This is a genomic window from Prescottella soli (genome assembly GCF_040024445.1).
In the GTDB taxonomy this organism is placed as follows: domain Bacteria; phylum Actinomycetota; class Actinomycetes; order Mycobacteriales; family Mycobacteriaceae; genus Prescottella; species Prescottella soli.
Window position 1 is genome coordinate 2930153 of the sequence record NZ_CP157276.1, and the last position, 26343, is coordinate 2956495.

Genomic DNA, 26343 nt, shown 5'->3' on the forward strand with positions numbered 1-26343 from the left:
CGCGAAGGCGTCAGGACGTGGTCCAGCTCCGCAGCTTGTCCGGCGCCATGATGATCGCGATCTCGCGGACGCGGCCGTCCTCGACGCCGAGGTCCAGGACCGCGATCACCTGCTCGTCGGCCACGATGACCAGCCCGGTCCGGTTGTTGACCGTCTCGAACCGCGTGCCGAAGGGCCGGCCCTGAGCCTCGCTCACCGCGACGATGCCGAGCAGGTACTTCGCGACGCGCTCGGCACCCACGACCGGCACCCGGGCGATACCGACCATGCCGGCGCCGTCCGCGCGCGACACCACGTCCGGTGCGAGCACCCGCAGCAGCGCCTCGAGGTCTCCCGTCGTGCAAGCCTCCGAGAACGCGAGCACCGCGCGGCGGCGCTGGGCGTCGTCGGCCTGGAACCGCGGCGCCGCGCGCACGTGCCGGCGGGCGGTGGACGCGAGCTGCCGGCACGCGTCCGGGCTGCGGCCCACGATGTCCCCGATCTCCGCGAACGACAGCCCGAACACGTCGTGCAGGATCAGCGCGACGCGCTCCCCCGGCGTCAACGACTCCATCGCTCGCAGCAGCGCCACCGACACCGACTCGTCCAGCGTGACCGCGTCGGCCGGGTCCGCTGGTCGGCCGCCGACGGACCCCGGGCCGACCGTGCCGGGGACCGGCTCGGGCAGCCAGATCCCCGCATACGACTCTCGGCGAGCCCGCGCGGAGCCCAACTGATCCAGGCAGATTCGGCTGACCACCCGCGTCATCCACGCGACCGGTTCCCGGATCTCCGCCCGCTCGCCGTCGGTGAGCTGCTGCCACCGGACCACGGCGTCCTGCACGGCGTCCTCGGCGTCGTGCGCGGACCCGAGCATCCGGTAGGCGACACCGAACAGCTGCTCGTGGTCGCGTGACCCTCGCGTGAAGTTCACCGCGCCTCCTCCTCGATCGGTGTCCGCGCGAGCGGCTTCGGCCCCTTCGGGGCCTTGTATGCGCCCGGCCGGGTCCGCTCGGCCCGCAGCTTGTCCACGGTCATCTTGCAGATCGCCTCCTTCGCCGTCGCACCCAGCCGCCCCGACAGTGCGATCGGACGCGGTGTGTCGTCGGCGTGCACCAACTGGAAGTAGCCGGTCTTGCGGCCCAGGCTCATGCACTGCGCGGCGAACCCGACCGACAGCACCGGCAGCTCCTCGCCCCGCATCCGGGCGAGCACCGTGGCCGCGGCATGGCCGCCGAGCGGCAGCGCCACCGCGCACGCCATGCGCAGGTGCGACCCGACCTCCGGGGGTGCGACGACGGCATCGCCGGCGCCGACGATGTCCGGGTGGTCGAGGCTCGTCAGCGTCGCGTCGACGCGCAACCGGCCGGCCGCGTCGGTGGCGAGGCCGCTGCGCTGGGCCAGGTCGGGCACCTCGAACGAGGCCGCCCACACGCACACGTCGAAGCCGAGCACGCGGCCGTCGGCGATCTCGAGTTCGCGCTCGCCGACCTGGGTCACCCGCGCGTCCTCGCGCCACGTGACGCCCAGCCCGTCGAGGGTCTTCAGGATGCGGCTGCGCGCGGCGGGTCGCATGAACCCGAGCACTTCCCCGGCCGCGACGACGTCCACGCCGAGGTCGGGGCGGGCGGCGGCGATCTCGGACGCGATCTCGACGGCGGTCGCGCCGCCCCCGACGATCCGCACCACCGACGCGGGTGCGAGCGCTGCCAGCGCCTGGCGCAGTTCCGCCGCACCGACGGGATCACCAGCGTGGTGGGCGTGCTCCTCGACGCCCGGAACCGAGCGGGACGTGTTGCTGCCGACGGCGTAGACGAGGGTGTCGTACGGGACGACCGTGGTGTCGTGTCCGCCGACGACACGGACGCGTCGCCCGGCGGGGTCGATCTCCTGGACTGTGCCGACCAGCACCTCCGCGTCGGGGTGCAGCACCTCGCACAGCGGTACCGCGGCGGAGGGGCGGGTGCCCGCCACCACCTCGTGCAGCCGGATCCGCTCGACGAACTCGTCCCGCGGATTGATCACGGTGACGCGGCAGTCCCGTGCGGGGTCCTCACCGCGGAGACGTCCACGGCTCGAGAGGATGCGATTGGCCGCCAGCACGCCCGCGTATCCGGCGCCGACGACGACCACCCGGTGCCCCGGCGACCGATGCGACTTCGTCATGACTGTCTCCTGTGCCTCCCGCCCGCCGGTTGCGGGCTCTCGTCATCTCTGACGAGACAGGCCCCGGAAACGTGAGAGAGGGTGGCGCACGCCACCCTCTCGTTACATGAATCGCGGTCAGGCGATGGGGCGCAGCGGGTGGATACCGGGCGCGGCGGCGAGGTGCGCGCCGAAGGTGGATGCGGCCTCACGCATGTGCGGGGCCTTCATGTGCGCGTCGAGCGCGTGCTGGTCGGTCCACACCTCGACGGTCACGAACGTGCCCGCGGCCATCGTCGACTCGTACAGGTCGTAGGACACGCAGCCGTCCTCCTTGCGGCTGGCCTCCGTCAGCGCTGTGAGCGCGGCACGGACCGTGTTCTCGGATCCGGGCTTGGCCGGAATGGTCGCCACGACATGCAGATTCGACATCGATCCCCTCTTCTGTGAGCGCCGACACAATGTGCGGCCTCCCGACCGTACCCTGGTCAGGGCCGTAATCGCCGCAGATACGCATGTGCCCGTTCGGAACTCCAGCCGAACACCTCACGAAGTCCCGCCGTCATCGTGGCGAGGTACGCGGCCGACGGCTCGGTCGGGGTGACGTCGCCACGCCCGACGACGGACGTGAACGTGCGCAGGGGAACACCGTCGCGCTCCCCGACGTCGAGGACCCGGTCGTAGCACGGCGGTTCCTGCGCGAGGATGTCGTCGAACTGCTGACCGGACACGAGGTACCCGCACGCGGCGGTATCGCCTGGCAGGTCGGGGTCGTAGAACGCCCGGCCCCCACCCCAGACCAGCGACTGGCCCGCGAAATAGACCGTGCCCGGCAGCCGGACGCCGATCCGGGCCGTGGGCTCGCTCGAATCCCGCGCCCCGGCATATGTGCGCCCGCCGCCGACCGGGCACCCGCCATGCAGGTAGCAGTCCAGCCGGGCCCGCGACATGTTCGATCCGTAACTCACGTACCAGACGTGCACAATTTCGACCCTACGCGCGCCCCCATCGGATACAGTTTTGTATCGAACGGGTTCCCGGTAACCGGAAAGCGGGGATGACCAGTGCAGACGTCCGACCTGGCGACCGAAACGCCGCGCCCCAAACGGGTCACCAAGCGTCGCGCGGAGACCCGCCAGCGCCTGCTCGACGCCGCCGGCGAGGTGTTCGCCGAGGAGGGCTTCGGCCGCTCCACCGTCGAGCACGTGTGCGACCGCGCCGGCTACACGCGCGGCGCCTTCTACTCGAACTTCACCTCCCTCGACGAGCTGTTCCTGGCGATGTGGGAGCAGCGCTCGTCCGTGATGCTCGACGGCATCCGCACCGCGTTGGCCGACGCCGCCGCCCGGCCCGCGTCGCTGACGCTCGACACCGCCGTCGAACGCGTCCTCGCGGCGATCCCCGTCGACGACGCCTGGTACCGCATCACCGCGGAGTTCACCGCCCACGCCCTGCGCAACCCCGTCCTCAAACGGGTCATGGCCGCGCGCGAGGACGCCATCCTGCACACGATCATGCCGATCGTCGAGGACGCCCTCGCCACCGCTGGACGGCACGTCACCGACCGCCAGGCCCTCGGCCGGGCGCTGGTCGCGATCCACGACGGCACCGCCGTGCAGGTCCTCATGGAACCCGAGAACGAGGCGGTCCGGCAGGCGCGCCAGCGCCTGTTCGTCACCGTCGTCAGCAGTTACAGCAGCACCGATACGGACAGGAGATAGGCCGTGGCAGAACAAGCCGACGTCATCGTCGTCGGAGCGGGACTCGCAGGTCTGGTCGCGACCCACGAACTGGTCAAGACGGGCCGCAGGGTCCTCGTCGTCGACCAGGAGAACGTGGAAAACCTTGGTGGACAAGCATTTTGGTCGCTCGGCGGGCTGTTCCTCGTCGACAGTCCCGAACAGCGCCGCATGGGCATCAAGGACTCCCGCGAACTGGCCCTGCAGGATTGGCTGGGCAGCGCCGGATTCGACCGCGACCGCGAGGACCACTGGCCGCGGCAGTGGGCCGAGGCCTACGTAGACTTCGCGGCCGGCGAGAAACGCGCCTACCTCCACGACCTTGGGCTGCGCGTCATGCCGAACGTCGGCTGGGCCGAGCGCGGCGGCGGACTGGCCACCGGCCACGGAAACTCGGTGCCGCGCTTCCACATCACGTGGGGCACCGGCCCGGAGGTGGTTCGCGTGTTCCGCGAACCGGTGCTCGACGCCGCCGCCCGCGGGCAGGTCACCTTCCGCTACCGGCACCAGGTGGACGAGCTGATCGTGGAGAACGGCGCCGCCGTGGGTGTGCGCGGCACGGTGCTCGAGCCGTCGACCGAGCCTCGCGGTGTGAAGTCGTCGCGGACGCCCACGGGCGAATTCGAGCTGCGCGCGCAGGCGGTGGTGGTGACGTCCGGCGGCATCGGTGGCAATCCCGAACTGGTGCGCAAGAACTGGCCCGTCGACCGGTTGGGCCGCGCGCCGGAGCGGATGATCACCGGTGTGCCCGCGCACGTCGACGGCCGGATGCTCGAGATCACCGAGAGTGCCGGCGGCAACATCGTCAACCGGGATCGCATGTGGCACTACACCGAGGGCATCGTCAACTGGGATCCGATCTGGCCCAACCACGCGATCCGGATCATCCCCGGCCCGTCGTCGCTGTGGCTCGACGCCACCGGCAAGCGCCTGCCGGTGCCGCTGTTCCCCGGCTTCGACACTCTGGCGACGCTCAAGCACATCCTGGGCACCGGGCACGACCACACGTGGTTCGTCCTCACCCAGTCGATCATCGAGAAGGAGTTCGCGCTCTCGGGCTCCGAGCAGAACCCCGACCTCACCGGCAAGGACATGAAGCTCCTGCTCGGCCGGGTCAAGAAGGGTGCGCCCGGACCGGTGGAGGCGTTCAAGCAGCACGGCGTCGACTTCGTCGTCCGCGACAACCTCCGCGACCTCGTCGACGGCATGAACGCGCTCACCCCCGACGCGAAGCTCGACTACGCGCAGGTGGAGCACGAGATCGTCGCCCGCGACAACGAGATGGACAACACCTACTCCAAGGACATGCAGGTGATGGCCATCCGCAACGCACGAACCTATCTTGCGGACAAGGCGATTCGCGTGGCCAAGCCGCACCGGCTGCTCGATCCCGCACACGGGCCGCTGATCGCGGTACGGCTGAACCTGCTCACCCGCAAGACTCTCGGCGGCCTCGAGACCAACCTGGACTCGCAGGTGATCCGGCCCGACGGCAGCGTCTTCGACGGCCTGTACGCGGCCGGTGAGGTCGCCGGGTTCGGCGGCGGCGGCGTCCACGGCTACAACGCGCTCGAGGGCACCTTCCTCGGCGGCTGCATCTTCTCCGGACGCGCCGCCGGACGGGCCCTGGGCCGGAGCCTCGGATGAGTCCCCGCACCGCGCTGGTGACCGGCGCGTCGTCCGGCATCGGCCTCGAGGTCGCCCGCGCACTGGTGTCCCGCGGCTACCGCGTCCTCGGCACCACACGCAATCCCGATGCCCTGCACGATGGTTCACGCGTACCCGGCGTCGAGTACGTGGCCCTGGATCTCACCGACCGGGCGAGCATCGAGGCGTGCGCCCGCGCGGCCGGCGACGTGGACGTCCTCGTCAACAACGCCGGCGAGAGCCAGATGGGGCCGCTCGAGGAGCTACCGCTCGACGCGATCGACCGGCTGTTCCAGGTGAACGTCCTGGGCGCGATCCAGCTGACGCAGCTGCTGCTGCCCGGCATGCGCGGGCGCGGCTACGGCCGCGTGGTGATGGTGGGCTCGATGCTGGCGAGCTTCCCGCTCGCGTTCCGGTCGTCGTACGTCGCCGCGAAGTGCGCGCTGAAGGGCTTCGCGGCGGCAGCGCGGCGCGAGCTGAGCCCGTTCGGTGTGTGGCTCACCACCGTCGAGCCCGGCACCATCGCCACCGGCATCGGCGACCGCCGCACCCGCTACATCGCCGACGGCTCCCCCTACACGAGCGACTACACGATCGTGTCGAAAGCGATGCAGCGCAACGAGGATCGCGGCATCAAGGCGGCAACGGTGGCCGACCTGGTGGTCAAGGCGATCGAGGCGGACAAGCCCAAGCCGCTCTACGCCGTCGGGAACATGGCACCGCTCGTGTTCACGGTCCGCCGACTCGCACCGCGGGCGTTCACCGAGAAGATGATGGCCCGCTTCCACGGGCTGAAGTGACCGCGAGGGCGTCCTGCCGGCCTCCGACGAACCCGCAGGACGCCCCCGTCACAGAGCCTCAGCTACCGGTCGAACCGCTCGAACCACTGGACCCGCTCGAACCACTGGATCCGCTCGAACCGCTGGACCCGCTGGACCCGCTGGAGCCGCTGGAGCCGCTGGACCCACTCGAGCCGCTGGAACCCGTATCCCCGCCCGTTCCGTCGAGCGGATCGGTGCCGCCCGCGGGCGCCGGGAACAGGAAGCCCGTAGACACCGTCTTCAGCGAGGTGCCGGAGTTCGCCGGAACCTTGGCCCGCCAGTTGACGATCGGGTTGAGCACGCCGAACGGACCGCACCCCGTGGCACCGGGCAGCGCGAAATCGGCGGCCGTGTTCTGGATGTTGTCGAGCGCCGCGGTCCCCACCGGGTACGGAGTATCGATGTCCGTCGTCGGAAGATCGTTCATCGGGTTCGACTTGTTCAACTCGAACACGACCGGGTTGTCAGCGGTTCCGATGTAGCAGTTGTCCCCGAGGAACGGATTGTCGATCTTCAGCCGCACCGGAAGCGTCATGTCGAAGTCGGTGATGATGCCATTGAACACCGGCACGTCCACGGCCTCGACCGTGGAGGTGACCCCTGCCAGCCCGAACAGATTGTCGAACGGAAGATCGATTCCGAGCACGCCCCCGGGGACGGTCAGGGGCTTGCTGTAGACGCCGTGGTGGCCGTCGTCGCGGGGAATGAAGTCCACGTCACCGAGGTTGCCGGCGATGATCATGTCGCCGTCGGCGATCGGCAGGTTGAAGCCGTTGTTGGCGAAGGTGCCATTCCGGACGACGACGGACAGACACGCCTCCGTGAGCGTCGGATCGCAGACGGCACCGCCCGGAACCGGGACGGTGGTGGGCGCCGCGGCCGCCAAGGGCGCAATCAATGCCATCGAGGCGCCGACCGCACCTCCCACCACGGCGGCACGCACCCCGACGCGACGCCGCGAAACACTCGAATCGTTCTTCACGCGTTCTCCTCAGTTATCGAGCTTTCGATGTACGCGGCCACGTTTGTGGTCGCGTAGAGGGACGAGCAGCGGCGAACGCTTGCCCGCCGCGAATCACGCTGAATCGCTTCGCGCCGGGAACGGCATGCCTTCCACGACACCGAGAGTCACACCAACTCAGCGCCTCTACCAGCGCCTTCGCGGGAAACTCCGCACACTTTCGACTGTTACGTGAGGTAACAGCTGGAGTGGTTTATATCACAGGGACGTACCGACAAATACGAAACTCACGACTTTTCGCCGCCGGAACTTTCAGGGTCTACCAGTCAGTAGTTCAACATGACACACTGTCTCCTCATGACGAGCACACGTGCAGTTACCGCCGTTGTCGCGGCAGCGGGAGCGCTGCTCCTCGCCGCGTGCGGGGGACAGGATCCCGAATCCGAGCACGCCGGGCACGACGTGGCTGCAGCCTCTGCGAGTGCCACCACCACGACGACGACCGCGCCGCCAGAAGCCACACCGGCCGGGTCCACGGTGCCCGCGCCGGCATCGGAGTCGCCGACCGCCCCTGCACCCCCGCCCACCACGACGGTGGCGCCGCTACCGATGACCACCGTGCCGCCTCCGGCCCCGCGTCCGGCTACCCCCGCGGCAGGTGAGATCGACACCCGCTCCCCGGAGCAGGTCGTGGCCGGCGCGGGCGAACGCGGCCAGCGCTACCTCTCGGCGTTGCGGGCGGCCGGCATTCCACCGACCGGCATGGACGCGGCGGAGGTGCTGTACGCGCAGGGCACGTGCGAGGCCCTGGCCCGCGGCGACTCCCGTGCGGACGTGCTCGTCGAATTCGACTCCGTCGGAAAGGCTTACGCACAACTCCTGCCGCTGTCCCCGACCCAGATCGCCGAGATCTACGTCTCCACCGCGGAGCGGACGTACTGCTGACCGGCCGGACCGGCCCGAGGGTGGGATTCCCCCTCACTGAGACGGAGAGATCCCGGCGGCACCCCTGGACGATAGGTTGATCGATCCGATACCAACCCGGACAGGAGTATGCATGAACAGTGTTGTGCGATATCGCCGTTCGGCTGCGATGCGGCCGACGTCAAGCAATCGCTGCGGATCCACTCGGCAGAACGACCCGAGGGGTGCGGACCGTGCGGCGTGAAGGAAAGGGTCATGACGTCGCACGGCTCATCCTCCGCGCGACGATCGGCGGAACGATGATCGCCCACGGAATGCGGCACGGACGCACGTTGGACGGCACCGCCGGTTGGTTCGGTTCGATCGGATTCCGTCGCCCCCGACTCCAGGCCCAGGCGAGTGCCGTCGTCGAGGTCGGTGCCGGCGCACTGCTCGTGGCGGGGGCGGCAACGCCGCTCTCCGCCGCAGCTGTCATCGGCACCATGGCCGTCGCCGCGCGATCCGTGCACATGCGGAAGGGCTTCTTCATCACCGGTGAGGGCTACGAGTTCGTTCTGAACCTCGGCGCCGCCACCGCCGCCCTCGCCGCGCTGGGCCCGGGCAAGTACAGCGTCGACCGGGCGCTCGGGATGGATCGTCGCCTCAGCGGTGTGCCCGCGGCGGCCACCGCCGTCGCAGTCGGAATCGGTTCGGCGGCAGCCCAGCTCGCCGCGTTCTGGAGCGAGCCGCAGACCACATCGGCGACCACCGCCTGAACCCGCACTCAGGTGGACGGCGGCGTCAGGCCGCGGAACGCAACCAGTTCGCGAGCCACGACGTCGCCGTCGCACCCGAGGGATCGACCACGTACGTCACGTAGTCCTGGTGAACCTGCGAGCGGTAGAAGCTGTTCAACTTCTCGACACGATCCTCGTTGGCTCCGTCGGACGACTGCGCCTGGAGAGTGGGCATGCCACCTGCCGCGATCAGGTCGTCGACGATAGACATCGCCTCCTGCACGTACCGCCCGGTCATCGGGGCCACCGGCGACGAGTTCTGCGCCAGGAATCCGGCCATGCGCGTGACGAAGTCGTCCTTCGGGGTGGAGCAGTAGAGGTCGCCGGCCGCACAGAAAGTGCGGGTCTGCGGGGTGACCAGGCCGAAACCGCCGATGCGCGGTCCGCCGGCGCCGTTACCGACCACCGGGGGCCCGACCAGCGTGTCGCCCTCCGACCGGCGCGGGTCGGACAACAGCCCCACGGCCGCGATCCGCGACGGCGGCACCACCCCGAGCCCGGTACCGATATCCGCCGCGAGGTCGCCGGCGGCGTCGGCGCCCTGGCTGTAGCCGATGAGTGCGAATTTGGTGTTGCCGCACCGCTGCGCGACGTCCGCGATGATCCCGCGAGCATTGTCGACGGCCTGACGCTTGGACGCGCCGTAGATCTCGGTTTCCCACGGGAACGCCGTCGCCGCATACGTCACGTAGTCCACGCCGACCGATGCGGGCAGGCGATCGGTGACGGCGCCGAGCATGCCCGGACCGCGATGCTCACCGGGATCGGTAGTGGTCTCCCACGTACCCGGAATCGCGACGACCTGCAGGTTCGGGCACGCCGGCGCGGCCTGCGCCGTTCCCGCCCCCACAGAGACCACGGAACCGAAAACAGTTGCGACACATGCACCAAGCACGGCCAAAGACTTCTTCGCACGCATCAACACCGCACCCCAATCACTCGATCCAGGTGGCCACTTCCCCATGACCACGTGCCGTGACGTCCCCTCCCGTGACAACGCCTGCGGGTGACGCGACACCTTGATCCTGACAGGACCAGATGTCGAGACGGTGCACGATCGGTAAACGCACGTTACCGGACGGGCGGTTCCGTGTGGGGTCCTTCGCAGAGCCGACGAAACGGGTTGGCGGCAAATCGAAAACGGCGGGCCCCCTCGAATTATCGAGGGGGCCCGCTGCCTTACTCAGATCAGCCTCCCAAGCTGCCGAACAGCCCCGACAAGCTACCGAGACTTCCCGGGCCGTCGGTCCCCGGCAGCGTGTCCGGGTTACCGGTCACCGTGACGTTCACGGGTGCCGCGGCCGAGTCGATGAAGCCTGCGTCGGCCGTGAACTGGGCGGTGACGACGAAATCGCCCGGGTTCTGGAAGAACGTCGTCAGGGTCGCGACGCCGTTCGCGTCCACCCGAACAGGCCCGCCGAGCAGTACGTTGCCGAGCTTGAACTGCACCGTGCCGCGCGCGTCGGCCGGGTGGAGACGCGCGGTGAGCGTCACCGGCGAACCCTTGGCGGTCGATGCGACCGGATCGACGGTCACCGTGGTGGCCACGGCGGCAGCCGGAGCCTCGGTGACACTGACCGGGTACTGCGTCGAGACCGACGGGGAAACCCCCGCGGCGCCCGAGTAGCGAGCGATCACCCGGTGAGTGCCGTTGGTGTCGAACGTGTGCGGCAGCACGGCGGCGCCGTCATCCTTGACGTCGGCCGTACCCACCGCGACGCCGTCCACCTCGAAGGTCACCGTGCCACCGGAGACCCCCGGCTCGACCCTGGCGGTCAGGTTCACCGGCTGGTCGCGGTAGGCGTCCTGAGCCGGTCCGGTGACCGACGTGGTGGTCTGGATGTCCTGCGAGGTCACCGTCACCGTCTTCGAGCCGGACGACTGGCTGAAGAACTGCGCGCCCAGGAACTTCGCCGCGTACGCGTAGTCACCGTCCACGTCGAGCGTCTCGTTGAGCGTGGCCTTGCCGTTCACCAGATCGACCGGCGCCCCGACGTCCTCACCGTTCCGGGTGAACTGCACCTGTCCGGTGTCCGGGGTCGGCACGACCGTGGCACTGAGCGTGAACGCGCCGCCGTTGGTCACCGCGCTGGGGCCGTCCAGGTGGGTGACGGTCGCGACCGCCTGCCGCTGGATCTGGATCGTGGCCAGCGGACCGGCCCCCCCGTTCAGCGGGCCGCCGGAGGTATCACGCGGCGAGCACTGGGTGGGGGCCCAGACGGTGCCGATGATCGGCGCATTGGCCCGGGGCAGGAAGGTCAGGAAGTTGGCGTCGTTGCCGAACTGGCCGGCGTTTCCGGCCGTGCGCAGTTTCATCGAGATATCCCCGGCCGCGCCTGCCTTGAGATGGGCCTTGACCTTCGGCAACTGGAACGTCGTGGTAGTTCCCGACGCGTTGGCCTTGATACCGCCCTCGGAGCTCTTCGAGGAACTGGGGCCGTTGCCGATCGTCTGGTTGTTCCCGGACAGGCGGATGATCTGCCCGTTCGGGTCCACATTGCCCTGCTCGTTGACGACGAGGACGTTGGGCTCGACACCCGTGATGCCCGACGCGGTACCCGCGACCACCTCGGCGCCGAGGAACTGCGCGTTCTCCGGCATCGCCACGTCGATCTTGAGCCGCGAGATGTTCGCCAGGCTCGCGCCGGAACCCAGATCGTTGGCCAGCGAGATGGGCGGCGGCGAGATCGTCACCACGAACTCCTCACCGGGCGCCACGCTGGTCGGTGCGTCGACCTCCACCGACGCCGCCTGCACCTGAGTCTGCGGCCCACCGGCCAGACTCGACGACGGCGTCGCCAGACATGCGTTGTTGAACGGTGTCGTCGTCGTCCCCGCGGATGCGGTCGCCGCACCCAGCACGCCGGCGCCCGCGACGACCGTCGCGCCCACCGCGACCGGCGCGATGTAGCGGTACAGCTTGGAACTCATCGATCCTCCTGCACTCATCTCGTCAGCCCCCCAGCGATCCGGTGAACAGCCCGCTCAGCGAGCCCAAACTTCCAGCGCCCGGATCCGTCGTCTCCGGCGCAGCGGACACGTTCAGCACCACGGGATTCGAGACGGTGTCCCGGAAGCCCGCGCCGCCGAGGAACTTCGCGCTGAGCACCTGCGTGCCCTCGGCGTCGAGCGTGGTCGTGATCGACGCCTTGCCGTCCACGATCGCCACCGGTGCGCCGATGGCCTCAGCGCCCTTGTAGAACTGGACGGTGCCCTGCGCGGTGGCGGGGTCGACGTCCACGGTGATCGTGACCGTCTGGCCGACCACCGACAGGCCCTGGACCTTCAGGTCCGCGTTCACCGGGGTGAGCACGGGCGCGGTCGGGGCGACCGTGGCCGTGAACGGCGCGGACGTGGAGGCCGAGAAGCCCTCGGTGCCACCGAAGTTGGCGACAACCTGGTAGCTGCCGGCGGTGTCGAACGTGTGCGCCAGCACCGCGACGCCGTCGGCGGTGCCCACCTCGGACGAGCCGATCGGGGTGCCGTCGACGGAGAAGGTGACGGTGCCGCCGGCGGGAATCGGGCGAACGGTCGCCATCAGGTTGGCCGGGCTGCCGGCCTCGGCGCTCACCGGTTCGACGACCACGGTGGTGGTCTGCCAGGCACCGTAGGCGACATTGACGTGCTGGGCCGTGGCGGCCGAGTCGGCGTAGCCGAAGCCGCCGACGAAGTTCGCGGTCACCGCGAAGTCACCGGGATCGGTGAAGAGGTGGTTCAACGTGGCCTTGCCCTCGGCGTTCACCTGAACCGGGTTGCCGACATTGGCACCGTTCACCACGAACTGCACGGTGCCCGTGGCACCGGCCGGGGAGACGGTGGCCTCGAGCGGCACCGTCGTACCCGCCTCGGCCGTGGCCGGGACGGTCACCGACGTGGTGGTCGTCGACGGGCCGACCTCGACCTGCTGCGCTCCGGACTCGGAGTCGTGGAACAGTCCCGTAGCGGTGTACTTCGCGGAGACGGAGTGGGTGCCCATCGTGTCGAAGGCATGAGACAGCGTGGCGGTACCGCCACTCACCACGACCGGGTCGCCGATCGGGTTCGCACCCTCGAAGAACTGCACGGTGCCCGTGGCGGTGGCCGGCGAGACCGTGGCGGTGAGCGTCGCCGGGCTGCCCTTGCCGATCGAGGCGGGCGCCGTCATCGTCGTGGTCGTGTGCTCGCGTGGGTCCTCGACGCGGACCCACGCACCGGCCGGGTTGCTGCCCGACTGGGTGGAGAACGCGTAGACGTCGAACACGAAGCCGGCGTTGTAGTCGCCCGGGGCCTGGGTCGCTGGGATCTTGTAGGTGACGTCGAAGTTCACATTGTCGAGGTAGCCCTTGGTACCGAGAATCGGAACCGAGTTGCAGCCGCCCCCGGAACAGGTCGCCTTGACGCCGGCCGCGCCCTCGTCGGTGACGGTCGACTGCTTGCTGATCGTGTGCGAGACGTACTGGAAGCCCGCGGGCGCGATCTGTCGGATCGCGGTCATGTACCGACCGATTCCGGCGGTCTTCCAGATCTTGGCGGTGTACGTCACGGTGTCACCCGGTCGGACGACGTTCACGCCCGGCTGGGTGGGGTTGACCGTAGTGCCGTTCACCGCCGTCAGGCTCAGATTCCACCTGAGGTTGTCGTTCGGCTGGTCGCCCGTCGTTGCGGGCGGCGGGTCGGCTGCCGCGGCGATGCCGGCACCGGCGCCGAGCATCACCGCCACGGCGGCGCCGGCGGCGAGCACCGGTGTCGCGAGTCTACGAAGGGTTGACGAAAGCACTGATCCTCCTCAGGTCGTCCGCCTCCCGACCGGCGGTCATGTGTCATACATCACATGTGCGGCACTGTAGCCGTTGCAGGATCGTTGTAAACCCGTTTTCTGGTCACCTGTCCAAAAGAGTTCGGGCAGAACAGACGAAGGCCCCATTCCACGCGAGGCGAAGCGTGGAATGGGGCCTTCGAGCCCTGGCGGCGGGGAACGACGCTGGTCCCCGCCAGGATCAGCGCTGAGGCGCAGCGGTCGGCACGATCGGCGTGGGCAGCGCCGTCGAGCCCTCGAGGAACTTGTCGACCGCGGCCGCGCACGAGCGACCCTCGGCGATGGCCCACACGATCAGCGACTGACCGCGGCCCATGTCGCCGGCGACGAACACGCCGTCGACGTTGGTGGCCCACTCCGACGAGCGGGCGACGTTGCCGCGCTCGTTGAGGTCGACGCCCAGATCGGTGAGCAGACCCGGCTTCTCGGGGCCGACGAAGCCCATCGCGAGGAACACGATGTCGGCCTCGAGCTCGAAGTCCGAGCCCTCGACCTTCTCGAAACGGCCGTTCACCATCTTGACCTCGTGCGCCTTGAGCGCGGTCACCTTGCCGTCGACTCCGACGAACTCCTCGGTGTTGACGGAGAACACCCGCTCGCCGCCCTCCTCGTGGGCGGACGACACGCGGTACATGAGCGGGTACGTCGGCCACGGGGTGGAGTCCGCGCGCGCCTCCGGCGGGCGCGGCATGATCTCGAACTGGTGCACGCTCTCGGCGCCCTGACGGTGGCTGGTGCCGAGGCAGTCGGCACCGGTGTCGCCGCCACCGATGATGACGACCTTCTTGCCCTTCGCCGTGATGGTCGGCTCGGTCAGGTCGCCCAGCTGCACCCGGTTGGCGATCGGCAGGAACTCCATCGCCTGATGGATGCCGTCGAGCTCGCGGCCCGGGATCGGCAGGTCGCGCGCCTCGGTGGCACCGCCGGCGAGGACGACCGCGTCGAACTGCTCGCGCAGCTCCTCGGCGGTGATGTCGACACCGACGTTGACGCCGGTGCGGAACACCGTGCCCTCGGCCTCCATCTGCGCCAGGCGACGGTCGATGTGGCGCTTCTCCATCTTGAACTCGGGGATGCCGTAGCGCAGCAGGCCGCCGATGCGGTCCTCACGCTCGAACACCGTCACCGAGTGGCCGGCGCGCGTGAGCTGCTGTGCGGCAGCCAGACCCGCCGGGCCGGAGCCGACGACGGCGACCTTCTTGCCGGTGATGTGCGACGCGCGCACCGGCTGGACCCAGCCCTCGTCGAAGGCGCGGTCGATGATCTCGACCTCGACCTGCTTGATGGTGACCGCGTCCTGGTTGATGCCGAGCACGCACGCCGCCTCACACGGCGCCGGGCACAGCCGGCCGGTGAACTCGGGGAAGTTGTTGGTCGCGTGCAGCCGGTCGATGCCCTCGCGCCACCGATCCTTGTGGATCAGGTCGTTCCACTCGGGAATCAGGTTTCCGAGCGGGCAACCGTTGTGGCAGAACGGGATACCGCAGTCCATGCACCGGCTGGCCTGCTTCTGGAGGGTCTCGGGCTTGAAGTCCTCGTAGACTTCCTTCCAGTCCATCAGGCGCAGCGGCACCGGACGGCGGATGGGCAGCTCGCGCGACGTGTGCTTCAGAAAGCCGCTTGGATCACCCACGAGCTGCCTCCATGATTGCGTCGTCCACGTTCATTCCGTTCTTCTTCGCGGTCTCGATAGCGACGAGGACCTTCTTGTAGTCGCGCGGCATGACCTTCGCGAAATGAGCCTTCTGGTGCGACCAGTCGGCGAGGATCCGAGCCGCAACCTCGGATCCGGTCTCGTCACGGTGACGCTCGATGGCGCCGTGCAGCCACCCGAAGTCCTCGACGCTGAGATCCTCGAGATCGACCAACTCGGTGTTGAGGTTGGCCCCGAAATCACGGTCCGGGTTGAAGATGAACGCGACGCCACCGGACATGCCGGCACCGAAGTTGCGTCCCGTCTTACCGAGGATGACCACCTTGCCGCCGGTCATGTACTCGCAACCGTGATCGCCCACACCTTCGACGACAGCGGTGGCGCCGGAGTTGCGGACTGCGAAACGTTCACCCACGATGCCGCGGATGAGAGCCTCACCCGTGGTGGCACCGAACAGGATCACGTTTCCGCCGATGATGTTCTCCTCGGGCACGAAGCCCTCGGCCGTCTGCAGCGGCGGGCGGACGACGATCCGGCCACCCGAGAGGCCCTTGCCGACGAAGTCGTTGGCGTCGCCCTGCAGCCGCAGCGTCATGCCCTTGGGCACGAAGGCACCGAAGCTGTTGCCGGCCGAACCCCTGAACGTGATGTCGATCGTGTCGTCCGGCAGGCCCTCCGCGCCGTAGGCCTTCGTCAGCTCGTGGCCGAGCATGGTGCCGACCGTGCGGTTGACGTTCGTGATCTCCGACGCGAACGCGACCGCCTCGCCCTTGTCGAGGGCCGGGCGGGCCTGCTCGATCAGCTGCTGGTCGAGCGCCTTCTCCAGGCCGTGCTCCTGGGTGCCCGAGCAGTACAGGTCCTGGTCCGCGAACGCGGACTCGACCTTGTGCAGGATCGGCGACAGGTCCAGCTTGGACGCCTTCCAGTGCTCGAGCGCCGCGGTGGTGTCGAGGACGTCGACCTGACCGACGGCCTCCTGCAGGGTGCGGAAGCCCAGCTCGGCGAGCAGCTCGCGCACCTCCTCGGCGATGAACATGAAGAAGTTCTCGACGAACTCGGGCTTGCCCGCGAAACGCTTGCGCAGCACCGGGTTCTGCGTCGCCACGCCCACCGGGCAGGTGTCGAGGTGGCACACGCGCATCATGATGCAGCCCGAGACCACCAGCGGTGCGGTGGCGAAACCGAACTCCTCGCCGCCGAGCAGCGTCGCGATCACGACGTCGCGGCCGGTCTTCATCTGACCGTCGACCTGGACCACGATGCGGTCGCGCAGACCGTTGAGCAGCAGCGTCTGCTGGGTCTCGGCCAGGCCGAGCTCCCACGGCGCACCCGCGTGCTTGAGCGACGTCAGCGGCGACGCGCCCGTGCCACCGTCGTGACCCGAGATCAGGACGACGTCGGCGTGCGCCTTCGACACACCCGCGGCGACGGTGCCGACACCGATCTCCGAGACCAGCTTCACGTGGATCCGCGCCTGCGGATTCGCGTTCTTGAGGTCGTGGATCAGCTGCGCCAGATCCTCGATCGAGTAGATGTCGTGGTGCGGCGGCGGCGAGATGAGGCCGACGCCCGGGGTGGAGCCACGCACCTCGGCGACCCACGGGTACACCTTGTGCGGCGGCAGCTGGCCACCCTCACCGGGCTTGGCGCCCTGCGCCATCTTGATCTGGATGTCGGTGCAGTTGGTCAGGTAGTGCGACGTGACACCGAAGCGACCCGACGCGACCTGCTTGATCGCCGACCGGCGCCAGTCGCCGTTCTCGTCCGGCGTGAAGCGCGACGGATGCTCGCCGCCCTCACCGGAATTCGAGCGGGCACCGAGACGGTTCATCGCGATGGCGAGGGTCTCGTGCGCCTCCGCCGAGATGGAGCCGTAGCTCATCGCGCCGGTCGAGAACCGCTTGACGATCGACTCCGCCGATTCCACTTCGTCGATCGAGATGGGCTCGCGCAGACCGGCCTTGAACTTGAACAGGCCACGCAGCGACGCCAGGCGCTCCGACTGGTCGTCGACCAGCTTGGTGTACTCCTTGAACACCTGGTACTGGCCGGTCTTGGTGGAGTGCTGGAGCTTGAACACCGTGTCCGGGTTGAACAGGTGGTACTCGCCCTCACGACGCCACTGGTACTCACCGCCCACCTCGAGCTCGCGGTGCGCCCGCAGCTCGGGACGGTCGAGGTACGCATTGGCATGCCGCACAGCGACATCCGCGGCGATCTCGTCCAGTCCGATGCCGTCCAGGTTGGAGTGCAGACCGGTGAAGTACTCGTCGACGAGCTCCTGCGACAGGCCGATCACCTGGAACAGCTGGGCACCGGTGTACGACGCGAGCGTCGAGATGCCCATCTTCGACATCACCTTCAGCACGCCCTTGCCGGCGGCCTTGATGTAGTTCGCGACGGCCTTGTCGAGCGTCAGACCCGGCAGCTGGTTGCTCTGCATCAGCTCGTCGATCGTCTCGAACGCCATGTAGGGGTTGACCGCCGCGGCACCGAAGCCGAGCAGCGCCGCCATGTGGTGGACCTCGCGGGCGTCACCGGACTCGACGATCAGGCCGACCTTGGTGCGGGTCTTCTCACGCACCAGGTGGTGGTGCACCGCGGAGGTGAGGAGCAGCGACGGGATCGGCGCGTACTTCTCGTTGGACTCGCGGTCCGACAGCACGATGATGCGGGCACCGCCGGCGATGGCCTCGGAAACCTTCTCGCGCACCGTGTCCAGGGCCTTGCGCAGGCCCTCGCCGCCCTCCGCGACCGGGTACACGCCGCGCACGACGACGCTGCGGAAGTGCGGGAAACCGGCGGTGTCGTTGAGGTGGATCAGCTTCGACAGGTCGTCGTTGTGCAGGATCGGCTGCTGCAGCACGATCTGGCGGCACGGCGACATCGACGAGTCCAGCAGATCGGACTCGGGTCCGATGGTGCCGCCCACGCTCGTGACGATCTCCTCGCGGATCGCGTCGAGCGGCGGGTTGGTCACCTGCGCGAACAGCTGCTGGAAGTAGTCGAACAGCATCCGCGGCCGGGCCGAGAGCACCGCGATCGGGGTGTCGGTGCCCATCGAGCCCAGCGCCTCGCCACCGGTGGCGGCCATCGGCTTGACGAGGAGGTTCACCTCTTCGTTGGTGTAGCCGAAGATCTGCTGGCGCAGCACGACCCGGTCGTGGGTCATGTACGTGTACTTGTGATCCGGCAGGTCCTCGATCCGGACCAGGACCTCGTCGACCCACTGCTGGTACGGGTGCGCGGCGGCGAGCTCCGACTTGATCTCGTCGTCGGAGATGATGCGGCCCTGCGCGGTGTCGACCAGGAACATGCGGCCCGGCTGCAGGCGCATCCGGCGCACGATCTTCTCCGGCGCGATGTCCAGGACGCCGACCTCGGACGCCATGACGACCAGACCGTCCTCGGTGACCCACACGCGCGACGGACGCAGGCCGTTGCGGTCGAGCACGGCGCCGACGACGGTGCCGTCGGTGAAGCACACCGACGCCGGGCCGTCCCACGGCTCCATGAGCGCCGAGTGGTACTCGTAGAACGCCTTGCGGGCCGGATCCATGCTCTCGTGACGCTCCCAGGCCTCCGGGATCATCATCAGCACGGCGTGCGGCAGGCTGCGGCCACCGAGGTGCAGCAGCTCGAGCACCTCGTCGAAGCGCGCGGTGTCCGAGGCGCCCGGGGTGCAGATCGGGAAGATCTTCTCGAGCGCGCCCTCACCGAACACGTCGGACTTGATGAGCGCCTCGCGGGCCCGCATCCAGTTCTCGTTGCCGCTGACGGTGTTGATCTCGCCGTTGTGGGCGACGCGGCGGAACGGGTGCGCCAGCGGCCACGACGGGAACGTGTTGGTGGAGAAGCGCGAGTGCACCAGGCCCAGCGCGCTCTCGAGCCGGTCGTCCTGCAGGTCCAAGTAGAAACCCTTGAGCTGCGGGGTGGTGAGCATGCCCTTGTAGACGAACGTCTGCCCCGACAGGCTCGGGAAGTACACCGACTCGCGGCCCGGGCCGTCCTCGCCGGCGCCGCCGTCACCGAGCTCGTGCTCGACACGCTTGCGGACGACGTACGCACGGCGCTCGAGGTCCATGCCGGTGACCGAATCGTCGGCCGAGCCGATGAACACCTGACGGAACGTCGGCATCGCGGCCTGCGCCAGCGAACCGAGCGACGAGTCGTCGGTGGGAACCGCGCGCCAGCCGAGAACCGTCAGGCCCTCCTCGGCGACGATCTTCTCGACACCCGCGGCGGCCTCGTCGGCAGCGGCGTCGCCCTGCGGCAGGAACGCGATGCCGGTGGCGTACGCACCCTCGGCGGGCAGCTCGAAGTCGACGACGGCACGCAGGAAGCGGTCCGGGACCTGGAGCAGGATGCCGGCGCCGTCACCGGTGTTGGGCTCGGAGCCCGCGGCGCCGCGGTGCTCGAGGTTGACCAGTGCCGTGATCGCCTTCTCGACGATGTCGCGGCTGCGGCGACCGTGCATGTCGACGACGAACGCGACGCCGCACGCGTCGTGCTCGTTTGCCGGGTGGTAGAGCCCCTGGGGCCCGGGAAGATGCTTCATACCTACTGCCTTCGTATGCGTAAATGCACCGACGACCAGCAGCGCTGATGGCCATACAACTGCAGAGCATGTACCGACACGACACTGTGTTCGGCACCGACCGAGAAGGGCTCCTCATTGAGCCTCGGCACGGGACTGACGTCCACCCTGGCGACGTTGCTCTGGGGCGTATCAGACGTTCGTGAGTCCACCGTGTTGAGAAAATGTTAATTCACAACCCTGGGAGAGACGCAAGCAAGGCTCCCCTCTCCACCCCGTGACCTGTGGTTTTCCTCCCGCCTACTGGGCGAATGCAGCGCACGTCACAGCCTAGAGCGAATGTTTCGTCGCCGATGCCGCGATGTGTTGCGGCATCGACACGATCGTCCTACGACCGCGCTGCGCCTGCGTATCGCTGCGATGTCGGGCCCGTTGCGGAGGGGACGGGTCCCACCGGATACGCGTTTCGCGTGAAACATCGGAGAAGCCCGGGATTCCGGTGCAAAAATAGCTACTGGCCGCAGCGAGTAGACAGCTGCGGCCAGTGCAGGACGAACATTAGCATCTGTTGGACGTTTGACTCGCCGGGATCGGGAATCCTTGTCGGAGACCCTTATCCGGCACTACGAACGCCCAGCTCAGACCTTCGCGGCGACCGGTTCGTCCACCTCCACGACCGTCGTCGCGGGCTTGCGTCCGGGGATCGCGGCCGCGATCGCGGCGGCAACCAGGGCGACACCGCAGCCGATCAGTAGACCTGTGCGGAACCCGGCCTCGGTCGGAACGGTGTGGCCGCCACCGATCCCGACACTCATCTGCGCGAGCACCACACCGACGACGGCGGCGGCGACGGACGTGCCGACCGACCGCATCAGGGTGTTGAAGCTGTTGGCCGAGCCCGTCTCCGACGGCGGCACGGCGCTCATGATCAGTGCCGGCATGGCACCGTACGCGAAGCCGGTGCCGGCGCCGCAGATGGCGACCACCAGCATCAGGCCCCAGGCCGAGCCCATCAGCACCATCGACGAGCCGTAACCGAGCGCGACGATCAGGGCACCGACCAAGAGCGTGATCTTGGGGCCGCGCGCCGCGGACAGCTTCGCCCCGAGCGGCGAGATCGCCATCATCACGAAACCACCGGGGGCCATCCACAGACCCATGGCGAGCATCGACTGGCCCAGGCCGTAGCCGGTGGCCTCGGGCAGCTGCAGGAGCTGCGGAACGATCAGCGACTGCGCGTACATCGAGAAGCCGACGACAATCGATGCGGCGTTGGTCAGCAGCACCTGCCGGCGCGCGGTGACCCGCAGGTCGACCAGCGGGTCGGCGGTGTGCAGCTCCCACCATCCCCACGCGAGCAGCACGATCACCGCAGCCGCGAACAGGCCGAGGATCGACGCGCTCCCCCAGCCCCAGACACCGCCCTTCGAGACGGCCAGCAGCAGCGACACCAGCCCCACGCCGAGACCGACGGCACCGACGAAGTCGAACCGTCCACCCGCAGCGAGCGCGGGCGTGGCCGGGATCAAGCGCCAGATCAGGACGCCGATCAGGACGCTGAGCACCGCGCAGCCCCAGAACAGCACCCGCCAGCTGGTGTTCTGGATGACCAACGCCGCGAGCGGCAGACCCAGCGCACCACCGATGCCCATCGTCGCGCTCATCAGAGCGATCGACGAGCCCAGCTTCTGCGGCGGCACCAGTTCGCGCAACGCGCTGATGCCCAGCGGCACCATGCCCACGCCCAGGCCCTGCAGGCCGCGGCCGACGATCATCGGCACGAGCGACGTCGCGAGGGCGCACGTGACGGATCCGAGCGCCAGCGGCACCGCGCAGAACAGCAGCATGCGCCGCTTACCCAGCAGGTCGCCGAGGCGTCCGGTGACCGGCGTCGCGACCGACCCGACCAGCAGCGTGATGGTGATGACCCACGACGCGTTGGACGCCGTCGTGTCGAGGATCTGCGGCAGGTCGCCGATCAGCGGCACCACCAGGGTCTGCATGAGTGCCGCCACGATGCCGGCGGCCGCCAGCACTGTGACGACGCCGCTCGAGCGGTCGGTGGACGCGGAACTCTCCACGCGTGGCCCTCCTCAGTCAGTAGATTGCATGATGCAAATTGGTTGCAGAGTACAACTTGATTGCAAGATGCAACAAGATGCGTCACATCCGGGGCCCATGTGGGCAGTTTGTCCGTTTCCGGCAGGCACAATGAGGGATACGTCGGACACCTGAGCGTCCGATGCGGGTTGCGAGAGGATGGGAATGGACAAGCCCACGCACTTGATCGAGTTCGAGACGATGGTGCTGGGCCGACACCTGCGCCTCAACAGCCCGCGGCCGCGGCGCAGCACCGGGCACCTGGACACCAGCGCATACATCTTGCTCAGCCGCCTGAGCATGGAAGGCCCCATGTCCATCGGACAGCTCAGCGACGCCCTCGGCCTGGACACCTCGACACTGCACCGCCAGACCACGGCAATCCTGGGCACCGGACTCGTCGAACGCATCCCCGACCCCGACGGCGGCATGGCCCGCAAGTACCGCATCACCCCCGAGGGACAGAGCCGGCTCGACGCCGAACGTGCCGGGAGCATCGACGCCCTCGACCGGGTGCTCGAGAGCTGGGAACCCGACGACGTCGCCGCCTTCGCGGCCTACCTCGAGCGGTTCAACAAAGACATCGAGCGACTCGACAGGCGGCCGTGGCCACGGCCGTGACGCCACGAGGCCGCACTCCCCCACCTGACGCGTAGCGGGTACGTTTCACTCCGAATCAGGCTATCCGACAACACCTTTCATCGGACGGCAAGTGGCGCGAGGGTGAGTTCTGGTCGCGTCCAGAGGAGCGAACCACCTTCTCCGTGGATCACCTGCCGTACGGCAGTGGGGATCCGGGCGCTCAGCATCTCGCCGAGGTCGGGCGAGTGCACGCGGTCTTCCGCGCCGAACAGAATGCGTACCGGGCATGCAATGCTGCCCAGGTCGACAGGCCAGGGCGCCATCGCCATCAACGTGTCTCGCACGTAGCCGGGCGCGTTGCCGGCGAAGCCTTCGGCCAACGCTGTGCGATACATGGCGTTGAACGACGCGCTCAGATAGAAGGCCCTGTCGCCCTGGTCGGAGCCGGCGAGAACCATGTTCTCCATGGCTTCGGCCGTGAACGAACCCAGCATCTCCGTCGCCGCTTGCGGGTCGTCCCGAACCATGTCCGACAAACGGGTGGCTTCGGGCGGAAGCATGTCGTGGATCGCCGGGTATGCGACTTCGTCGGCCGGCGACACGAGCGTCAACGACGAGGCCCAGCCGGCGGCCGCAATGGCCAATCCGAAGAGCGCCCCCTGCGAGTTCGCGACAACCGGAAGGTGGGGGCTGCGCATCCCGGTCACCGAGGACACGAAGGCGCGGTAGTCCTGCGCCGTCGAGGCGACGCTTCTGCCCTCGTCGGGTGAGGAACCACCCATGCCAGGGCGGTCCATCGTGAGCAGACGCAGACCCGCCGGACCGAGCTGATCCACGCCGAAGCACATGCTCTTGCCGGTGCCTGCGCCCGCCACGAAAAGAACGGGACTAGCACTTTCGGGGCCGAATGCAGCTCCCGCGAGCACTCGCCCCGACGCCAAGGTGACCGTCACCGTCTCAGGTTCTGTCGCAGACACGCCTGGATCCTATTGAGACAAGCTCGGCCGCACGACCGAGTTGTTCCCGTCGCGGACGACGTGCGGGCCACCACGTCCGAATGGCGTCCGGCGCGTCAGACGAGTTCCGACTCTTCATCGAAGCGCGTGCGCGCGTCGTGGATCTCGGACATGTGCATTTCGGCCCAGTCCAGGAGAACGTCGACGGGGTGGCGGAGAGTCTTCCCGAGCGGGGTGATCCGGTACTCGACGGCGACCGGGCGGGAGCTGAGAAGTTCGCGCTCGATGATGCCGTTGCGTTCGAGTCGACGCAGAGTGGCGGTCAGCGACTTCTGTGTCACCGAGGGGATCGCGCGGCGCAGTTCGTTGAACCGGCTCGGGCGCTCGCACAGCTCGTTGAGCACCGCCAACGACCACTTGTCGAGTATCTGATCAAGCAGCTCCCGGTGTGGCGGGGCAACCGTGAGTTCGCCGCCGACGGTCTGGGAAGTGGTCCGGGGAGTATCGCGCATGGCACCAAGTCTCGTTGAAGTGACCTTCGTATACCAGGTATCAAAGTTATACCCATCAGTTCGGTATTTCTGAGGAGACTCCAATGGCAGTTCAGTACTTCACCCCCGCGGGCATGACGCAGCCGACTCCGTATCACCACGTCGCCGTCGGATCCGGAACCCGACACGTCCACGTCGCCGGGCAGATTGCGCGGCTCGCCGATGGAACTCCGGTGTCCGCGGACGATCTCGCGGGGCAGGTCGCCCAGGCGTTGCGCAACACCGCAACGGGGCTGGCAGGGGCGGGTGCGACCTTCGACGACGTCCTGCGGCTGACCTTCTACGTCACGGGTTGGAAGCCCGAGAAGATCGATGAGTTCATGGCAGGTGTCGAGCAGGTCGCCGAGGAAATCGGGCTTCCGCCGGCGATGCCGCCGGCCTCGCTCATCGGCGTGGACTACTTGTTCGAGCCGGACGTGCTCGTCGAAGTCGAGGCGACCGCCGTCATCGACTGACCGGATTCCGCGCCTCGCGCGTACCGGAACCGACGGGTTCCGACCGACCCGTCAACGAAAACGAGGTCACGAACTCTTTCGAGTTCGTGACCTCGTTCGTCGCAGTTCGTGGAACTGCCCGTTGTGGGCGAAGGGGGACTTGAACCCCCACGTCCCGAAGGACACTGGCACCTGAAGCCAGCGCGTCTGCCATTCCGCCACTCGCCCGAGCGACGTTGGAAACACTAGCATGCACGTCGCAAAAATGACGATTCGTGCTGGTAGAGGCCAGAAAAGTGGCCCCCGGAACGCGGGCGGACCCCGCGCCGAATAGGCGTCCAGATATCATGCAGAGGCGGTAGCGGCGAGCATTGCGGCCGCGACACGCAGATTGACCGTGAACAAACAACAGCTAGGTTCATGCCGTGGGGATCGTTCAACGTTTCGAGCGCAAGCTTCAGGGGGCTGTCGGTGACGCCTTCGCGCGCGTCTTCGGCGGGGGCGTCGTACCTCAGGAAGTGGAATCCGCGCTGCAGGCTGAGGCGGCCGACCGCGTCCAACAACTCGACGGAGGCCACTACCTGGCCCCCAACAGCTACGTGATCACGATCAACGAGTCCGATCACGAGAAGCTGTCCTCGGATCACGAGTTGACCGTGAAATCTTTTGCCCGACACCTCGAGGGATACATCCGCGAACAGGGGTGGCAGACGTACGGTGACATCGAAGTCCGATTCGAGCCGTCCCCGACACTGCACACCGGGCAGTTCCGCACGACGGGATCGGTCGATCCGGACGCACGCCGCGGCAACGCCGGCGAACCCGGACCCGGTCCCCGAGCGGGACGTGCCCCCGTACCCGTTTCACCGAACCCAGGAGCAGGCCCCATGACCCAGAACTCCGGCTACGAGCCAGGACGCGACCCCAAGGATCGCGGCCAGGACCACGATCAGTCGCGCAACGGCAACGCGCACCCGGGTCACGATCAGGCGCAGGGCTACCAGCAGGACTACCCGCAGGGGTACACCGAGCGCTACGACCAGGGCTACGGCGGCGCGCCCCAGCAGGGCGGCTACCCGCAGGACGCGGGCTACCCGCAGCAGGGCGGCTACCAGGGCGGCGGCTACCAGCAGGGGTACAACCAGCAGTACGACGCGCAGCAGTACGACGCGCAGCAGTACGACGCGCAGCAGCCGTACCCGGGCCAGTACCCCGGCTACCACCAGGACTACAACCAGTCCGGCTACGACCAGGGCTACCAGGGCGGCTACGACCAGCAGGGCGGCTACGACCAGGGCTACGGCCAGCAGCAGCAGGGCTACGGCTACGACCAGCAGGGCTACGACCAGCAAGGGTCCTACGACCAGCAGGGGTACAACCAGGCGTACGGCCAGCAGGGCTACGACCAGGGCTACCAGGCCGGGTACGCGCCCGAGGCGGGGCGCACGTTCACCGTGACGCTGCAGCTCGAGGACGGCAGCGGGCGCTTCTACCAGCTGCGCGAGGGCAACAACATCGTCGGACGCGGTCAGGAGGCCCAGTTCCGCCTGCCCGACACTGGCGTCTCGCGCCGGCACCTCGACATCCGCTGGGACGGTCAGGTCGCGATGCTCTCCGATCTCGGGTCCACCAACGGCACCACCGTGAACGGCGCGCAGGTCCAGGACTGGCAGCTCGCCGACGGTGACGTGATTCGCGCCGGACACTCCGAGATCCTGGTGCGCATCCTCTGACCACTGCAG

21 protein-coding genes and 1 tRNA gene are annotated in these 26343 nt (G+C 68.3%); 8 read left to right on the forward strand and 14 right to left on the reverse strand.

What is annotated here, in order from left to right; all coding sequences use genetic code 11:
- Nucleotides 1–10 precede the first annotated feature (10 nt).
- From sigJ to ABI214_RS13715, 4 genes are all read right to left on the reverse strand, one after another.
- Nucleotides 11–913 carry an RNA polymerase sigma factor SigJ gene (sigJ, locus tag ABI214_RS13700; RefSeq protein WP_348603089.1) on the reverse strand — a complete coding sequence of 301 codons (903 nt, stop codon included), beginning with the start codon at nucleotides 911–913 and terminating at the stop codon, nucleotides 11–13.
- Complete coding sequence (locus ABI214_RS13705) at nucleotides 910–2145, reverse strand: NAD(P)/FAD-dependent oxidoreductase (RefSeq protein WP_348603090.1); 1236 nt, start codon at nucleotides 2143–2145, stop codon at nucleotides 910–912. The genes sigJ and ABI214_RS13705 overlap by 4 nt, the downstream gene beginning before the upstream one ends.
- Before the next feature lie 117 nt (nucleotides 2146–2262).
- The gene (locus ABI214_RS13710; RefSeq protein WP_348603091.1) at nucleotides 2263–2556 is read right to left on the reverse strand and encodes a putative quinol monooxygenase; all 294 of its coding nucleotides are present in this window, start codon (nucleotides 2554–2556) and stop codon (nucleotides 2263–2265) included.
- A gap of 56 nt (nucleotides 2557–2612) precedes the next feature.
- Complete coding sequence (locus ABI214_RS13715; protein WP_348603092.1) at nucleotides 2613–3107, reverse strand: hypothetical protein; 495 nt, start codon at nucleotides 3105–3107, stop codon at nucleotides 2613–2615.
- 81 nt (nucleotides 3108–3188) lie between these two features.
- Between ABI214_RS13715 and ABI214_RS13720 the strand changes: the two genes are divergently transcribed.
- From ABI214_RS13720 to ABI214_RS13730, 3 genes are read left to right on the forward strand one after another with little or no spacing between them, the layout of a single operon-like run.
- Nucleotides 3189–3845, forward strand: a complete 657-nt coding sequence (locus ABI214_RS13720) for a TetR/AcrR family transcriptional regulator (protein ID WP_348603093.1) — start codon at nucleotides 3189–3191, stop codon at nucleotides 3843–3845.
- Between the two features lie 3 nt (nucleotides 3846–3848).
- On the forward strand, nucleotides 3849–5510 hold the full coding sequence (locus tag ABI214_RS13725) for an FAD-binding dehydrogenase (protein ID WP_348603094.1): 1662 nt from the start codon (nucleotides 3849–3851) through the stop codon (nucleotides 5508–5510).
- Nucleotides 5507–6310 (forward strand): SDR family oxidoreductase, encoded by an 804-nt coding sequence (locus ABI214_RS13730; protein WP_348603095.1) that lies wholly within the window; start codon nucleotides 5507–5509, stop codon nucleotides 6308–6310. Before ABI214_RS13725 ends, ABI214_RS13730 begins: the two co-directional genes overlap by 4 nt.
- Nucleotides 6311–6368: 58 nt before the next feature.
- Here the strand turns inward: ABI214_RS13730 and ABI214_RS13735 are convergent, their stop codons facing one another.
- Nucleotides 6369–7313 carry a hypothetical protein gene (locus ABI214_RS13735; protein ID WP_348603096.1) on the reverse strand — a complete coding sequence of 315 codons (945 nt, stop codon included), beginning with the start codon at nucleotides 7311–7313 and terminating at the stop codon, nucleotides 6369–6371.
- 336 nt (nucleotides 7314–7649) lie between these two features.
- Between ABI214_RS13735 and ABI214_RS13740 the strand changes: the two genes are divergently transcribed.
- Both ABI214_RS13740 and ABI214_RS13745 read left to right on the forward strand, forming a co-directional pair.
- Nucleotides 7650–8237: a DUF732 domain-containing protein gene (locus ABI214_RS13740; protein ID WP_348603097.1), complete on the forward strand. Its 588-nt coding sequence runs from the start codon at nucleotides 7650–7652 to the stop codon at nucleotides 8235–8237.
- Nucleotides 8238–8449: 212 nt separating this feature from the next.
- Nucleotides 8450–8971, forward strand: a complete 522-nt coding sequence (locus tag ABI214_RS13745; protein WP_348603098.1) for a DoxX family protein — start codon at nucleotides 8450–8452, stop codon at nucleotides 8969–8971.
- A 25-nt stretch (nucleotides 8972–8996) separates the two neighbouring features.
- Here ABI214_RS13745 and ABI214_RS13750 read toward each other — a convergent pair whose 3' ends face one another.
- The 6 genes from ABI214_RS13750 to ABI214_RS13775 form a co-directional block, all read right to left on the reverse strand.
- On the reverse strand, nucleotides 8997–9911 hold the full coding sequence (locus ABI214_RS13750) for a cutinase family protein (protein ID WP_348603099.1): 915 nt from the start codon (nucleotides 9909–9911) through the stop codon (nucleotides 8997–8999).
- Between the two features lie 269 nt (nucleotides 9912–10180).
- Nucleotides 10181–11923 carry an Ig-like domain-containing protein gene (locus tag ABI214_RS13755; protein WP_348603100.1) on the reverse strand — a complete coding sequence of 581 codons (1743 nt, stop codon included), beginning with the start codon at nucleotides 11921–11923 and terminating at the stop codon, nucleotides 10181–10183.
- A gap of 22 nt (nucleotides 11924–11945) precedes the next feature.
- Nucleotides 11946–13748 carry an Ig-like domain-containing protein gene (locus tag ABI214_RS13760; RefSeq protein WP_348603101.1) on the reverse strand — a complete coding sequence of 601 codons (1803 nt, stop codon included), beginning with the start codon at nucleotides 13746–13748 and terminating at the stop codon, nucleotides 11946–11948.
- A 220-nt stretch (nucleotides 13749–13968) separates the two neighbouring features.
- Nucleotides 13969–15420, reverse strand: a complete 1452-nt coding sequence (locus ABI214_RS13765; RefSeq protein WP_348603102.1) for a glutamate synthase subunit beta — start codon at nucleotides 15418–15420, stop codon at nucleotides 13969–13971.
- The gene (gene gltB, locus ABI214_RS13770; protein ID WP_348603103.1) at nucleotides 15413–19999 is read right to left on the reverse strand and encodes a glutamate synthase large subunit; all 4587 of its coding nucleotides are present in this window, start codon (nucleotides 19997–19999) and stop codon (nucleotides 15413–15415) included. Before gltB ends, ABI214_RS13765 begins: the two co-directional genes overlap by 8 nt.
- 617 nt (nucleotides 20000–20616) lie before the next feature.
- The gene (locus ABI214_RS13775) at nucleotides 20617–22059 is read right to left on the reverse strand and encodes an MFS transporter (protein ID WP_348603104.1); all 1443 of its coding nucleotides are present in this window, start codon (nucleotides 22057–22059) and stop codon (nucleotides 20617–20619) included.
- 184 nt (nucleotides 22060–22243) lie between these two features.
- Here ABI214_RS13775 and ABI214_RS13780 point away from each other — a divergent pair, with 184 nt between their 5' ends.
- A complete protein-coding gene (locus ABI214_RS13780) occupies nucleotides 22244–22699 on the forward strand; it encodes a MarR family winged helix-turn-helix transcriptional regulator (protein ID WP_348603105.1) in 456 nt (151 codons plus the stop codon).
- Nucleotides 22700–22776: 77 nt separating this feature from the next.
- Here the strand turns inward: ABI214_RS13780 and ABI214_RS13785 are convergent, their stop codons facing one another.
- Nucleotides 22777–23613 carry an alpha/beta fold hydrolase gene (locus tag ABI214_RS13785; RefSeq protein ID WP_348603106.1) on the reverse strand — a complete coding sequence of 279 codons (837 nt, stop codon included), beginning with the start codon at nucleotides 23611–23613 and terminating at the stop codon, nucleotides 22777–22779.
- A 119-nt stretch (nucleotides 23614–23732) separates the two neighbouring features.
- Entirely contained in the window at nucleotides 23733–24128 is a 396-nt protein-coding gene (locus tag ABI214_RS13790) for a winged helix-turn-helix transcriptional regulator (RefSeq protein ID WP_348603107.1), read from the reverse strand.
- Between the two features lie 83 nt (nucleotides 24129–24211).
- On the opposite strand from ABI214_RS13790, the gene ABI214_RS13795 reads away from it, so the two are divergent.
- A complete protein-coding gene (locus tag ABI214_RS13795; RefSeq protein WP_348603108.1) occupies nucleotides 24212–24622 on the forward strand; it encodes a RidA family protein in 411 nt (136 codons plus the stop codon).
- 124 nt (nucleotides 24623–24746) lie between these two features.
- Here the strand turns inward: ABI214_RS13795 and ABI214_RS13800 are convergent.
- Nucleotides 24747–24829: transfer RNA gene (locus ABI214_RS13800), tRNA-Leu, on the reverse strand.
- 197 nt (nucleotides 24830–25026) lie between these two features.
- Between ABI214_RS13800 and ABI214_RS13805 the strand changes: the two genes are divergently transcribed.
- The gene (locus ABI214_RS13805) at nucleotides 25027–26334 is read left to right on the forward strand and encodes a DUF3662 and FHA domain-containing protein (protein WP_348603109.1); all 1308 of its coding nucleotides are present in this window, start codon (nucleotides 25027–25029) and stop codon (nucleotides 26332–26334) included.
- Nucleotides 26335–26343 lie beyond the last annotated feature (9 nt).